This window comes from Paraburkholderia sp. 31.1 (assembly GCF_014397645.1).
Lineage (GTDB): Bacteria > Pseudomonadota > Gammaproteobacteria > Burkholderiales > Burkholderiaceae > Paraburkholderia > Paraburkholderia tuberum.
Window position 1 is genome coordinate 1 of record NZ_VZQN01000048.1, and the last position, 13911, is coordinate 13911.

Below are 13911 nucleotides of genomic sequence, written 5' to 3' on the forward strand. Positions count from 1 at the left end.
CCGTTGCAAAAGCGTTGGCGGAAGAGTTCGTGCTTTATCGCGAGGAGCAGGAGAGGCGGAAAGCGTCGGCGACGTAACACAGCCCGCTAGCTCAACCGCAAACTCCGCAATACGTCGAGCACATACTTAGAAACTGTTGCGAAATTAGTTAAATAGAGGCTTTAGGCGCGTCCAGCAAATTAAGGCGCAAGCCAAAGACAGGAATGCTTCGTGAACGTGAGCATAGCGTTCGTAACGAATCTTGAGCCGTCGAAACGAGTGAAGCCAGGCAATCGAACGCTCGACTGGCCAACGCGTTTTCCCGAGCCCGCTGCCATGCGGCGAGCCGATTTTTGCGAGCATGGCGTGATGCTTCGCTCGCGCAAGCGTTGCCGATGGGGTTCGGAACTGTAGCCCCGGTCGCCCTGAACGATTTGCGGCTTGTGCAGGGTAGGTCCCGCTTGCCCCGGATGTGTGGAATGGCGTCGACCAGCGCGTCAAGCTGGGTAATGTCGTGCCGGTTCGCCGCGCTCAGGATGATCGCGAGCGGGATGCCTTGCGCGTCGACGATGAGGTGGTGTTTGCTGCCGAGCTTGCGCCGGTCCGTGGGATTCGGGCCGGTTTTTTTCCCGCCAGCATGGCGCGAATCGATGAACTGTCGACGAGCGCACGTGAGAAATCGATTTCGCCACGGCGACGCAGTTCGGCCAGCAACGTTTCGTGGATATGTTGCCAGACACCTGCTTCTTGCCACGCGACGAGCCGTCGCCAGCAGGCGGTGCCAGAACCACATCCCATTTCTTGCGGCAGAAGGTTCCACGCAATGCCTGAGCGCAACACGAACACGATGCCGGTCAGCACCGCCCGGTCGGGTGTCGGTTTACGGCCCGCATACTGGCGATTGCGTGGTGCTCGCGCAGGTAGCAGTGGTTCGATGAGTGACCACAATTCGTCGTCTATCAGTTCTTTAGGCATCGCTTCCTGTCAGGCAAAACAAGACAGAAAGTTAACACCAAGCCGGAAAAGTTAACAGACCCAAAACTTAATTTCGCAACAGCTTCTAAGATAGCGAGCAATTCGTGTCTAGTACTAAAGCAATTCAAAGTATACATAAAACGTCCCCCGTGCAGGCAATGGAGACGTCCTTTGGGGCGGTGGTTCGTCGGGATGGGGAATAGTCATGGAAGCCTCTTCAAACAGTGCCGATCGCGAGTGGAGCGTGTCATTGATCCAGACCAAAATGATCGCGCCGCGTATTCCGTCCGGCTGCGTGCAACGGCTTGCTTTACTCAACAGGCTCGATGAGCGACGACCAGGCAGCGTCGTCGTCGTGACGGCGCCGGCGGGCTTTGGCAAGACCACGTTGCTGACCGGATGGAGCGAAGCGCTGTCGGAGGAAAAGCACCCGGTCGCGTGGCTCAGCCTCGACGGAGAAGACGATGACCCGCAACTGTTCGTCGCCTATCTGGTGGCGGCGCTGTCCCGCGTGGCGGAGGACATCGCGTGGCAAGCGCAGCAATTGCTGAAACTCGATTCACTGACGCCGATCAGAACAGTCATTTCGGTGCTGTTGAATGGCATTGCCGGATGCGGCCGCTGCGTTTTCCTCGTACTCGATGACGTCGATCGTGTGACCGCGAAACCGGTGCTGGCGGTGATCTCTCGTCTGCTGCGCTATGCGCCTGAGAACATGCACGTCATGCTTGGCGCGCGCGCCGAACCCGCGTTGACGCTCGGGCAACTTCGAACGCCGGAGAAGCTGATGCGAATCGACGCCGAGGATCTGCGCTTTTCGATAGACGATGCACAGTCGTTTTTTGACCGGACAGGTACTGTGCGGCTCGAACGAAGCCACATCGAGCTGTTGAACGAAACGACCGAAGGATGGGTCGCGGGTCTCCAACTGGCCTCGCTTGCGTTAGGTCAGATGCGTGACGCGTCCAGGCTCGCCGACAATCTGGCGGGCCCGGGTTCAGGAATCGACCGCTACCTGAACGATACGGTCCTCACGCATTTGCCGCCGCCGATTCTGACGTTCCTGCTGCACACATCGATTCTCGAGCGGCTCAGTCCCGGTGTATGCGATGCGATCATGGGGGATGAAGACGGTGAAAGCGGAGAAAAGCTCGACTGGCTTGAACGGCACAACGTCTTCATCCGACCACTGGACGAAAGGCAAGACTGGTTTCGCTATCACGCAGTGCTATCCGATGCGCTGCGACGGCGTCTCATGCGCCAGATGCCGCAACAGATTCCGGTGCTGCATCGTCGCGCATGCCAATGGTTTGCGGCGCAACGTCTGTGGCCCGAGGCGGTCCGTCATGCTCTCGCCGCCGGCGATTTCGAACTGGCGACGCAGTGGGCGGAGAACTGCGCAATAGACATGCTGGAGCGCGGCGACCCCTACGCGCTGCTCGGTTGGATCAACAAGCTTCCGCCCGATGCCGTTCGTGGACGGTTGCGTTTGCGCCTTGCCAAAGCATGGGCGCTTGCGTTCTCGCTTCAGATCATCCGAGCGTCGAAGGAAATCGGCACGATTGTCGACGAATTCAACCGGAAGCATCACGCGGATGGTGGCGTGATCGACGAAGCGATGCTGGCCGAGGTCAACGTGGTTGCTGCACTGGTCGCCGGTATCGGTGACGACAGCGAGCGTGCGCTTGAACTGGGATGCGCGGTGGACGCTTGCGGTGTGGCAGTTGCACCGTGGGTCAAGCATTACTCGCAAACAGTGCAATTCTTCGGGTTGATCTATCGGGGCAGATTCGACCAGATCCTTCGTATATGGGACCTCGTCAAAGACCGCACGGAAGCCAATCCCGAGCCGCACCACTCGGACCTGCTGCGAGACTCGATGTATGGTTTCGCCGCGCTGATGCATGGCGAGCTGGCCGAGGCGAGACGAACGTTCGAAGCGACGTTGCGGCGCGCCGAGCGTGATCTGGGGGCTTCGGCGGCTGGCGTGGCGGGCATCGCCGGTTGTGTTGCATACATCTGCTACGAGTGCAATGAGCTGCCGAAAGCGCGGGAGATGATTGCCGGCCGCACGAACATCGTATTGGAGAGCGCTCCGATGGGTGCGCTGGTGCGGCACATACTTGCCGCGGCACGCCTGCTGTGGCGTGACGGGGAGACGGGTTCGGCACTGGCCGTTCTCGAAGACGGCCGTCAGGTCGCGTTGACCCGGCAATGGTTGCGTCTGAAGCTTACCTGCGATGCCGAAGCGGTGCGATTTCTGATCGAAGCCGGCAACCTGGCGCAAGCGAAGCGGATCGCCGACGAGCTGAGCGGGAGCGTCCCAGCGCTATGTGAAGGGCGGAAAGGATCGGCTATCGAGAGCTGGACGAACTATTGCATCCTGCAGGCCCGCGTTCAGATGGCCGAAGGCTTCGCTGCCAAAGCTGTCGTGCTTCTCGAACGCTCGCTCGATACGGTCGCAGCAATGGGCTGGCGTGGTTCCGAGGCGCTCGTTTCGCTTCTGCTTGCCCGTGCGCTTGAACAATGCGGGGAAACCGACAGGGCGCTCGCTATACTCGGCCGCGCGCTGAGCATTGGGGGGGCGATCGGCATCGTCAACAGCTTCGTCGATGAAGGGCAGCCCGTGCGCGCACTATTGCAACGGTTTCGCCGAGGATCGGGCAGCATTGTGACCGCGGAAATGGCCTATGCCGACAGATTGCTCGCGGCGTTCGACGCACGCGATGGTTCCCAATCCGTTCCCCCGAGGTCTGTCAGGGTCATGACAACATCGTCAGATATCCTGAGTGTCAGGGAGCTGGAGATCCTCAACTGCGTTGCGCTCGGACTTTCCAACAAGGAAATCGGGCGATCGTTGAAACTGGCGCCCGAGACCGTCAAATGGCATCTGAAGAACATCTTCGAAAAGCTCAACGTGAGCTCGCGCATCGAAGCCGTGCAGAGCGTCCTGGGTTTTGGCGTTGGCGAGGGGCGCGCCGCAATGTAGCGGTGCGAGGTGGTTCCAGAAGCGCCCCGGCTTGGACATTGCGAGCGACGACGCGACTTTTTCTGCGGAATGGCCGGCCGCGAGCTTATCGAAGTCAATACGCGTGCGGGCCAACCGCGAACACGACCGGAGATTACAATGGCCAGATTGTTACGGCCTCCTGCCGTTTTGACCTCGCTCCAATGAACGCATCCGAACGTATCGACGAACTGATCGCGGGACTCACCGACTGGCGCGGCGCGACCTTCGCTCGCATCCGTCAATGCGTGCTCGCAGCGGATCGGGACATCGTCGAGGAATTCAAGTGGATGGGTAGTCCGGTATGGTCGCGCGACGGCATGATCGCGGTCGCCAACGCCCACAAGGGCAAGGTCAAGCTGACCTTCGCGCATGGGGCGGGCCTGGCCGACCCGGACGGCTTGTTCAACGCAGGCCTCGAAGGCAACGCGCGGCGCGCTATCGACTTCTTCGAGAGCGACGGGGTCGACGAGCGCGCACTGAAAGCGCTGGTGCGCGCCGCAATCGACTATAACCAGAATCATCTGAAGCAGAACATGCGCGGCGCACTACCGAAAGCCGGCCGTAAGCGGGCGTCCGGCGACGCCTGAGGCCGGCACAGTCTGCTCGCCAGCCCCGCCGCGCCGCGAACCCCGGTGGGTCGATACCAGAATTGATATCGATATCACCCAAAATATAATTGGAAAGATATCAACTCGCTCCGTACACTTCACCATCCCTGGACACTGAGCGGCAACCTTGCGCCGTAGCGTCGGGCGGGCCGCTTCAGTCAAATTGGCCGGTGAGGGGTCCCGGCACATGCATCAAGGACCTAGTATGTCGGAAAAAAAGCGGAAATTGCGCTCGGCCGAGTGGTTCGGCACGGCTGACAAGAACGGCTTCATGTATCGAAGCTGGATGAAGAATCAGGGCATTCCCGATCATGAGTTCGACGGGCGTCCCGTGATCGGTATCTGCAACACGTGGTCCGAGCTGACGCCGTGCAACGCGCACTTTCGCAAGCTCGCCGAGCACGTGAAGCGCGGCGTCTATGAAGCGGGCGGCTTCCCGGTCGAGTTCCCGGTGTTTTCCAACGGCGAATCGAATCTGCGTCCGACCGCGATGCTCACGCGCAATCTCGCGGCGATGGATGTCGAGGAGGCGATCCGCGGCAATCCGATCGACGCGGTCGTGCTGCTGACCGGCTGCGACAAGACGACCCCCGCGCTGCTGATGGGCGCGGCGAGCTGCGACGTGCCGGCGATCGTCGTGACCGGCGGCCCGATGCTGAACGGCAAGCTCGACGGCAAGAACATCGGCTCTGGCACCGCGGTTTGGCAGCTGCACGAATCGCTGAAGGCCGGCGAGATCGATCTGCATCAGTTCCTGTCGGCCGAGGCGGGCATGTCGCGCTCGGCGGGCACCTGCAACACGATGGGCACCGCGTCGACGATGGCCTGCATGGCCGAGGCGCTCGGCACGTCGCTGCCGCACAACGCGGCGATTCCCGCGGTCGACTCGCGCCGCTACGTGCTTGCGCATATGTCGGGAATCCGGATCGTCGAAATGGCGCTCGAAGACCTGAAGCTGTCGAAGATCCTCACGCGCGAGGCGTTCGTCAACGCGATTCGCGTCAATGCGGCGATCGGCGGCTCGACCAACGCGGTGATTCATCTGAAGGCGATCGCGGGGCGCATCGGTATCGATCTTGATCTCGACGACTGGGTGCGCATCGGCCGCGACACGCCGACGATCGTCGACCTGATGCCGTCGGGCCGTTTCCTGATGGAAGAGTTTTATTACGCGGGCGGCCTGCCGGCCGTGCTGCGCCGGCTTGGCGAAGGGAACCTGCTGCCGCATCCGGACGCGTTGACGGTCAACGGCAAGTCGCTGTGGGACAACGTGAAGGATGCACCCAACACCAACGACGAAGTGATCCGTCCACTCGACAAGCCGCTCGTCGCCGATGGCGGGATCCGCGTGCTGCGCGGCAATCTCGCGCCGCGCGGCGCGGTGCTGAAGCCGTCGGCGGCGACACCCGAGTTGCTCAAGCATCGCGGACGCGCGGTCGTGTTCGAGAACCTGGAGCACTACAAGGCGCGCATCGTCGACGAGACGCTCGACGTCGACGCGAATTCGGTGCTGGTGATGAAGAACTGCGGGCCGAAGGGTTATCCGGGCATGGCCGAAGTCGGCAACATGGGCTTGCCGCCGAAGCTGCTGAGGCAGGGCGTGAAGGACATGGTGCGCATTTCCGATGCGCGCATGAGCGGCACCGCCTACGGCACCGTGGTGCTGCACGTGACGCCGGAAGCGGCGGCCGGCGGCCCGCTCGCCGCGGTGCAGGACGGCGACTGGATCGAGCTCGATTGCGACGCGGGCACGCTGCACCTCGATGTCAGCGACGCGGACCTCGAGCGCCGTCTCGCGCAGCATGTGCCGCCCCCGCCGCCGGAAGGCGGCGGCTACCGGCGCCTGTATATCGATCACGTGCTGCAGGCCGACGAGGGTTGCGACCTCGACTTCCTCGTGGGGTGTCGAGGTTCCGCGGTGCCGCGGCATTCGCACTGACGCGCCGTTGCAACGGCAACGGCTCGGCCCATGACCGTGCGGGCGATGCATTCGTGCATCGCCCGCATTTTTTTATGACCTGTCGTTGGCGTTCGCGGCGCAGCTGCCTTGGAAGGTGCGCCGCTAATGGCTATTGGCCGAGGTTGTCGACCGCGTCGAGCACGAGTCCGAAGAACTCGTTCGCCGCGGCCGGATTCAGCCAGCGCACGACCACGGTCATGCGCCGCTCCGGTTCGACCCACGTGAACGAACTGCCTGCGCCGACACCGAAATAGCTCGACTCCGGCACGTTCGGGAACACCTTGCGCCCGGTGTTGAGCCACACGAGGTAGCCATAGAACGGCGCGATCGCGCACGGCGTGCGCATGCGCGCGATCCATTCGGACGACAGCAGGCGGTGGCCGTTCGCGACGCCGTCGTTGAGCAGCATCTGTGCGACCTTCAACTGATCGTTCGCGCTGACCGATACGCCGCCGCCCCAGTGCGTGCCGCCCGGCACCGACTGCATGCGTCGCCCGTCGATTTCGACCCACGCATTGTCGTAGCCGACCCATTGCCAGTTTTCGCTCGCGCCCGAAGGCCGCATGATCGCTTCGCGAAACACCTCGGGCAGCGGCTGACGGAACAGATGCAGCAGCGCGAGCGAGAACTGGTTGATGCGGACGTCGTTGTATTCCCAGTACGTGCCCGGCCGTTGCGGCGGACGCAGATCGCCTTTTTTGCCATCGGGCGGCGCGGCGAAATTGACCGCACGGTAGTGATCCGCCTGATCCGACAAACCGAAGTACGTGCCGCGCCATTCGCTCGTTTGCTGCAGTAGATGCGCCCAGCTGATCGGCGCGTTGTGTTCGTCGTCGAAGCCGATGTCGGGTACGCGCACGCGCACCGGTTCGTCGACGTCGGGCAACAGGCCGCGATCGTGAGCGACGCCGGCCAGCAGCGCGAGGTACATCTTCGCGACACTGAAGGTCAGGTCGGCGCGATCCGGTTCGCCCCAGCTCGTCAGCACGCGGCCGTCGACGGCGATCGCGCCCGACACCGGCCCGCGATCATGCACGGGACCGAGCAGCCTGTTCCACGGCGGCGGGTCGTTCACGTGCACACCCCATGCGCCACCCACATGGCGGTCCCAAAGCGATTCATGATCCACCGCGAACTGCACGGCTTGCTGCAAACGGTCTTGCATGGATAAGTTCCTGTCGGTTCAACGAAGCCCGCGAGGCAGAGACTCAGCGTGCGTGCAGTCGCACGCGTGCCCACATCACGGTGAAAAGGCTGAGCACGGCCGCGAGCATCAGATAGAGTCCGGGCGCGAGATTATTGCCGGTCGCCGCGATCAGCGCGGCAACGGCGAGCGGCGTGAAGCCCCCGAACACGGTGGTGCCGATGTTGTAGCCGAACGCCATGCCGGTCGTGCGCGTGCGGGTCGGGAACAACTCGGACATCAAGGCCGGAATCGGCGCGAAGTAGGTCGCCTTCAGCAACGCGACCCACGTGACCGCGGCAAGCAACGAGCCGAGCGACGGGCGCGCGTTCATCAGCACGAAGGCGGGATACACGGTCGCGAAGAACAGCACGCCGGCGCCGAGCATGATGCGCACGCGGCCCACCTTGTCGGACAGATGACCGACGAGCGGCGTGAGCATCATCATGATCAGACCGGCCGCGAGCGTCGCGATGAAGCCCGACGACGGTGCGAGTCCGAGCTGCCGCGCCGCGTAGGTCGGCATGTAGAGCAGCATGTAGTTGGCCGTGGTGGTCAGCACGAGCACGCCGATCGACACGAGCACCCGTTCCTTTTGCGTCGCGAGCAGTTCTCGCACCGGCGCGGCGGATTTTTCCGCGCGCTCGAACTCCGGCGTTTCGTCGATGCGGCGGCGAATGTAGAGCCCGACCGGACCGATCAGCATGCCGAACAGGAACGGAATGCGCCAGCCCCAGCCTTCGAGTTGCGCGGTCGTCAGCGTGCTCGTCAACACCGCGCCGAACAGCGACGCCAGCACCGTGCTCGCGCCCTGGCTCGAGAACTGCCAGCTCGCCATGAAGCCTTTGCGCTCCGGCGCATGTTCGATCAGAAACGCGGTCGAACTGCCGAACTCGCCGCCCGCCGAGAATCCCTGCAACAGCCGCGACGCGAATACGCCAATCGGCGCGAGCACGCCGATCGCCGCATACGACGGCATCAACGCGATCATGCTGGTGCCGAGCGTCATCATCGCAATCGATAGCGTCAACGATGCCTTGCGGCCTTTGCGGTCGCTGAACGAGCCGAGCGCGAGCGCACCGATCGGTCGCGCGAGATACGACAGCGCGAAGGTGCCGAGCGTGAGCAGCAGCGATACGGTGCGGTCGTGCACCGGAAAAAACGTGCGCGACAGCACGGCCGCGAAGTAGCCGTACACGACCAGATCGTAGAACTCCAGTGCGTTGCCGATCGAGGTCGCGAGAATCAGCCGCGATACGCTCGAGCGCGAAGTGTGCCGCGCGAGCGCGTCGGCGGTGGTGACGGAGTCCATGCTCATGACGAAATCCTCTGGCGGCATTGGGAGGCGCGCCGGCAGTGTCGCGTGAGCGGCGCGGGCGCGAGATCGAAGCGTGTGACCCGATGTTGGGGTGGACGATATTTATAGACAATTACAATATTTGGCAGATATCGTTGCCGAAACGGCAAAGCGGAATCGAGCTGACCCAGCTATTCGATATCGCATGCAGTCTCGAAGGCCTCGCGTTCGATCCGGCGTTCGTCGAATTGCTGACGGGCGCGATCAAGAATCCGGCGTTGCTCGACCGATTTCGCGCCGCAAAAGAAAAAGCGCCCCGCAGGGCGCTTTCCATTGATTCAATCAGCCAGGGAACACAGGTGTTCCCCACCGCGAACCGTCCGCTTAGAACTTGTGACGCAGACCGACACGGAACGCCAGCTGATTGTCGGCGCCGACGCCCGACGTGCTGAAGTAGCTCGTGCTCGAACCGATCTGTGCCTGCAGATCCTGCGTGCCGTTGCGGCCCGACGCGATCTGATAGATGCCCAGCACGTACACGTCCGTGCGCTTCGACAGCGCGTAGTCGCCGCTCAGGTCCACCTGGTTCCAGTGACCGACGTTCGCGCCGCTCAGGTGCATGTACGTGTAGCCCGCGCCTGCCGTGATAGCCGGCGTGACCGCGTACTTCGCGCCTGCTTCGTAGGCGGCGAACGTGGTGGACCCACCCGAGATCGGTGCAAGGCGCGTGTTGGTGTACAGGGCCCACAGCGTCGCCGGGCCGAAAGCGTAACGGCCGCCAACGCCGACCGTGCGCAGATCCTGGATCTGGCCGGTGCCGATCGTCGGGAAGCTGACGTTTGCCAGCGAAGTCGAGAAGGCCGGCGATGCCTGGCCCGGATAACGGATGTCCGTGTACGCCGCGCCGATACCGAACGGGCCGTTCGCGTAGTTCGCGCCGAAGCTGTAAGCGCGCGACGAACCTGCCACCGGGGCAGTGGACGTGCCCGTACCCGGCGTGCCGGCAAAGCCGCCTGCCGTGTTCGAGAAGCCGTACATCGCGCCGAAGGTCAGGCCGGAGAAGTTCGCGCTGCTGAACTTGACCGAGTTGTTGATACGGCTCGACGTGAGCTGGTCGACGTCGTTGATGTGGTAAGCGTAGTTGCCCGCGACGGTCTGGCCGCCGGTCGCGTAGTTGGAGCCGAGGTAGTCGGTCGAGAACGAGTACTGGCGACCGAACGTCAGCGAGCCGACGTTGTTCTGCGACACGCCGACGTACGCCTGGCGCCCGAACATCGCGCCGCCCTGGCCGGCGGTGCCGTTCCCGCTGTTGAAGCCGTTTTCCAACACGAACAGCGCCTTCAGGCCGTTACCGAGGTCTTCCGTGCCACGCAGGCCCCAACGGCTGCCGTTCGCGACGCCGTCGTCGTACTTGGTCAGGCTGCTGTGGCCGGTGGCCGTTTTCGAGTTGTTCACGTAGCTGATACCGGCATCGATCAGGCCGTACAGCGTGACGCTGCTTTGTGCGTGAGCTGCGGAGGCGAAGACGGCAAACGTAGCGGCGGTCAGGATTTTCTTGTTCAACATACTTCTCCGAGTTAGCAAATTTTGGCGATCGCGACGCGCTGCTCTGCGGCAACGTCGCGCGATGGCCGGCAATTTAAGGGAACGCTGAGTAAGGTCTGTGACACTGAAAAATTATTTTCACGGTGTCGTGTCGGCGCGACACTTTGCGTGTGCGCCGGAGGCAGGTGTATCGGTGGCGGGGCGGGTCGGTGGACCCTGGAGCGAGGCTGGACGCGTGGCAGCGAATCGCCCGCCTGGCGGCGGGCGATCGGTTATTTCAGCTGGTGCGTGAAAATTCAGTTACATGGCCGGCCGCGACAGCAGCGACGGTCGCAGCGGCTCTGGCGTCAGTTGCTCAGCAACGAGCCGCTGCGGAACGGCGTCTGGCCGGCGATGCGCGCGAATTCGAGGCCGGCCGTCGCGAAACGCGCCAGATGCCGCGCGTACAGCACGCCGGCCACGGTGTTTTTGATCGTGACGACGCGGTCCGTCAACGGATCGACGATGTCCGCGATTTGCTGGCCCACGTCCACCCACGTGCCGACCGCGCAGCGGTAGACGAGCACGCCGCTGATCGGCGCGACGAGCGGCTCGGCGCCTGCGAGCGGCGTCGCCGCGAATTCGAGCGCCGGCATCGGCGCCGGCTCGCCGTCGACCACGCCGCGCGAGGTCAGATACTCGATGATCGCCTGCGCGTCTTTTTCCGCGAGTTCGTGCGACACATCGCGCTGGCCGCGCAGCTCGATCGTGACCGAGATGCCGCCGTTCGGGATCGGGAAGCGTTCGCCGAAACGGCCGCGCAGATCCGACCAGCAGAAGCTGTGAATCTCGTCGAACGGATTGCCGACCGAATTCAGCGCGAGCAGCGACGCCTTCGCGTCCAGGTAGCGCGCGAGCGGCTCGACTTCGGGCCACAGGTCCGGATTGGTGTACAGGTGCATCGCGGCTTCCCAGTCGCAATGCAGATCGAGCACGACGTCGGCGTCGTACGAGAGCTTTTGCAGCGCGAGGCGTTGCGAGCCGAGTTCGGTGGTCGGCTGCTGCGCGTCGAGCGCTTCGCGCATCGCCGCGCGGATGGCGGCGCGGTTCGCGTCGATGTCGCTGGTCAGACGCGATTCGATGAACGGCTGCACGAGTTCCGCGAGGTCGTAGAAGTTGCGGTTGAAGTTCTGCGCGCTGCCGGTTTCGAAGCGGCCGAGCATCTGGCCGAGCAGATGCTGATTAAGGCCGATCGGATTCGGCACCGGCACGACTACGACTTCGCCATGCAGCTTGCCCGCGGCTTCGAGCGCGGCCAGCTTGCGGCGCAGCGACCACGACACCAGCATCCCGGGCAGTTCGTCCGCATGCAGCGACGACTGGATATAGATTTTCTGGCCGCCGCCGGGACCGTAGTGGAAACTCGTCAGTTCACGGGCGGTGCCAAGCGACGGGGCAATCAGCGGATGGGTCTGGGTTTGCATGGTTTTGGCTTCGCGGCCCGTTCGGAGCAGCCGCGCTAGGTGGTTGATTGCAAGGGGAAAGATGCGCGCCGGCAGCGCGCGTGGTCCGCATGCGCGGACTGCGGCAACCTGTCTCAGGGGAGCCGCGTCTCGCACGATCTTAGCCGATATGCCACACGATGTGGCTTGATGCGGCTAGATGTGGAGCCGCAAAACAAAACGGGCTCCGCGTCGCGGAGCCCGTTTCGGACAAGCTGCCGGCGCGCCGTGCGGCGCGCGTGGGCGATTTAGCTGCCGTACACGTTGAAGTCGAAGTACTTCTTCTCGATCTTCTTGTAGGTGCCGTCCTTGATCATGTCGGCGATCGCCTTGTCGACCTTCACCTTCAGATCGGTGTCTTCCTTGCGCATGCCGATGCCGGCGCCATTGCCGAGGATCTTCGGATCGTCGAGATCCTTGCCGACGAACGCGAAGCCCTTGCCGCGCGGCGTCTTCAGGAAGCCCTGGTCAGCCTGCACCGCGTCTTGCAGCGCTGCGTCCAGACGGCCCGAGATCAGGTCGGCGTAGACCTGGTCCTGGTTCTGATACGCCACGACTTTCGCGCCCGCCGGTTCCCAGTAGGTCTTCGCGTAGGTTTCCTGGATGGTGCCCTGCTCGACGCCCACCGTCTTGCCCTTCAGCGATTCAGCGGTCGGCAGGATGCCCGAGCCCTGCTTCGCGACGAGGCGCGTCGGCGTGTTGAACAGCTTCGACGAGAAAGCGATCTGTTCGGCGCGTTGCGGCGTCATCGACATCGACGACAGCACGCCGTCGAACTTCTTCGCCTTCAGTGCCGGGATCATGCCGTCGAAGTCGTTTTCCACCCACACGCACTTCGCACCGACGCGCTTGCAGATTTCGTTGCCGAGGTCGATATCGAAGCCAACGAGCTTGCCGTCCGCGCCTTTCGACTCGAACGGGGGATAGCTGGCATCAACACCAAAACGGATCGTCGACCAATCTTTAGCGTGTGCGCCAATCGAGACGGTGGCAAGCAGAGCAACCGTCAAAGCCGCTAGCAGTTTTTTCACTGTTTTTACTCCTCGGTGTAGTTCAATTACGCCCTCGGCGGTTGTGCCGCCTTGGGACGCCCGGCGCGTCTCGCAAACGGGCTTCTGGTCAGGATGCAAGCCGGGGTGGCCTGCAACGCGCGCCAAGCTTATCAGTTCAAAAATATTGGGAAGCTAGTAAAACACCGGATGGCGCGGGAGGATGCCCTCTAGAGCAACGCTTGCGCCCCAGCCGGTGTGACCGGATCGTACACCGTTGGTAGGGTTTGCGTAACGCGGATGCAATGCACGAGCGGTAATACGAAGGGCCGGCGAGCGTAATCGACTGGGATTTACGCCGGTTTTCTCGCGAGTTCGCCGAAAACCGGTTTGAAACGCGAGTTTGAAACGTGGACGGATCGTTAAAGCTCGCGGCTGAATTTGCCGTTAATTAAGAACGGCCTCGAGGCTATTGCCTTGCACGTTATTACCAGCACCGATATTTTTGCCCGGCCGTTTCGAACCGGTGCAAAAAACAAAGGCTTTGGCGCTATCATCGATGCTCCCTGCGCTGGACGCCGGCCGCCCGCGCAGGCGGGGATCGCTCGGGCGCAGGTCGTCGGACGGCCGTCAAGATTCAAATTCCGCGCGTTTGCGCTCGCTCACATGGCCTTTCTGCTCAACGGTGTTATGCATGCACACGATGTTGTTCACGGCGGATCAAACAGGCTGTTGCAAACAGACTTTCAAGCGACGAATCGCGAGCGCCGGCGTGCGGGCTCGCGCGGCATGCGCGGCATTATTGCAGCGCCGGTTTTTTGACGGTTTTTTGTCGAGCGTTACATCGGGATTTTCATCGATTGGCTCATCCGGATTTTCGTGCG

10 protein-coding genes and 2 pseudogenes are annotated in these 13911 nt (G+C 62.7%); 4 read left to right on the forward strand and 8 right to left on the reverse strand.

What is annotated here, in order from left to right; genetic code table 11:
- Positions 1-144: 144 nt before the first annotated feature.
- From F6X37_RS38065 to F6X37_RS38075, 3 genes and pseudogenes are all read right to left on the reverse strand, one after another.
- The gene (locus F6X37_RS38065) at positions 145-480 is read right to left on the reverse strand and encodes a transposase (RefSeq protein ID WP_410451439.1); all 336 of its coding nucleotides are present in this window, start codon (positions 478-480) and stop codon (positions 145-147) included.
- A gap of 28 nt (positions 481-508) precedes the next feature.
- A pseudogene (locus F6X37_RS38070) lies at positions 509-772 on the reverse strand (hypothetical protein); the annotation flags it as partial.
- Positions 712-954: pseudogene (locus tag F6X37_RS38075) on the reverse strand (transposase); the annotation flags it as partial. The pseudogenes F6X37_RS38075 and F6X37_RS38070, both read right to left, overlap by 61 nt.
- 205 nt (positions 955-1159) lie before the next feature.
- Between F6X37_RS38075 and F6X37_RS29530 the strand changes: the two are divergent.
- From F6X37_RS29530 to F6X37_RS29540, 3 genes are all read left to right on the forward strand, one after another.
- Complete coding sequence (locus tag F6X37_RS29530) at positions 1160-3943, forward strand: LuxR C-terminal-related transcriptional regulator (protein WP_187613746.1); 2784 nt, start codon at positions 1160-1162, stop codon at positions 3941-3943.
- A 182-nt stretch (positions 3944-4125) separates the two neighbouring features.
- Complete coding sequence (locus F6X37_RS29535; RefSeq protein ID WP_187613747.1) at positions 4126-4551, forward strand: DUF1801 domain-containing protein; 426 nt, start codon at positions 4126-4128, stop codon at positions 4549-4551.
- A 226-nt stretch (positions 4552-4777) separates the two neighbouring features.
- The gene (locus F6X37_RS29540) at positions 4778-6511 is read left to right on the forward strand and encodes an IlvD/Edd family dehydratase (RefSeq protein ID WP_187613748.1); all 1734 of its coding nucleotides are present in this window, start codon (positions 4778-4780) and stop codon (positions 6509-6511) included.
- Positions 6512-6641: 130 nt separating this feature from the next.
- On the opposite strand, the gene F6X37_RS29545 is transcribed toward F6X37_RS29540, so the two are convergent.
- From F6X37_RS29545 to F6X37_RS29565, 5 genes are all read right to left on the reverse strand, one after another.
- Positions 6642-7697, reverse strand: coding sequence for a serine hydrolase domain-containing protein (locus F6X37_RS29545; RefSeq protein WP_187613749.1), 1056 nt, complete (start codon positions 7695-7697; stop codon positions 6642-6644).
- A 43-nt stretch (positions 7698-7740) separates the two neighbouring features.
- Entirely contained in the window at positions 7741-9033 is a 1293-nt protein-coding gene (locus F6X37_RS29550; RefSeq protein WP_090809498.1) for an MFS transporter, read from the reverse strand.
- Positions 9034-9396: 363 nt separating this feature from the next.
- A complete protein-coding gene (locus F6X37_RS29555; protein ID WP_187613774.1) occupies positions 9397-10575 on the reverse strand; it encodes a porin in 1179 nt (392 codons plus the stop codon).
- 329 nt (positions 10576-10904) lie between these two features.
- Positions 10905-12020: a succinylglutamate desuccinylase/aspartoacylase family protein gene (locus F6X37_RS29560; RefSeq protein ID WP_187613750.1), complete on the reverse strand. Its 1116-nt coding sequence runs from the start codon at positions 12018-12020 to the stop codon at positions 10905-10907.
- 266 nt (positions 12021-12286) lie between these two features.
- Positions 12287-13069, reverse strand: a complete 783-nt coding sequence (locus tag F6X37_RS29565) for an ABC transporter substrate-binding protein (protein ID WP_090809506.1) — start codon at positions 13067-13069, stop codon at positions 12287-12289.
- Between the two features lie 399 nt (positions 13070-13468).
- Between F6X37_RS29565 and F6X37_RS29570 the strand changes: the two genes are divergently transcribed.
- Entirely contained in the window at positions 13469-13849 is a 381-nt protein-coding gene (locus F6X37_RS29570; protein ID WP_187613751.1) for a hypothetical protein, read from the forward strand.
- Positions 13850-13911 lie beyond the last annotated feature (62 nt).

Bases quoted from the DNA above. Each gene is read 5' to 3' on its own strand.
- F6X37_RS29530 (WP_187613746.1), top strand. From the start codon at position 1,160: ATGGAAGCCTCTTCAAACAGTGCCGATCGCGAGTGGAGCGTGTCATTG.
- F6X37_RS29535 (WP_187613747.1), top strand. From the start codon at position 4,126: ATGAACGCATCCGAACGTATCGACGAACTGATCGCGGGACTCACCGAC.
- F6X37_RS29540 (WP_187613748.1), top strand. From the start codon at position 4,778: ATGTCGGAAAAAAAGCGGAAATTGCGCTCGGCCGAGTGGTTCGGCACG.
- F6X37_RS29545 (WP_187613749.1), bottom strand. From the start codon at position 7,697: ATGCAAGACCGTTTGCAGCAAGCCGTGCAGTTCGCGGTGGATCATGAA.
- F6X37_RS29550 (WP_090809498.1), bottom strand. From the start codon at position 9,033: ATGAGCATGGACTCCGTCACCACCGCCGACGCGCTCGCGCGGCACACT.
- F6X37_RS29560 (WP_187613750.1), bottom strand. From the start codon at position 12,020: ATGCAAACCCAGACCCATCCGCTGATTGCCCCGTCGCTTGGCACCGCC.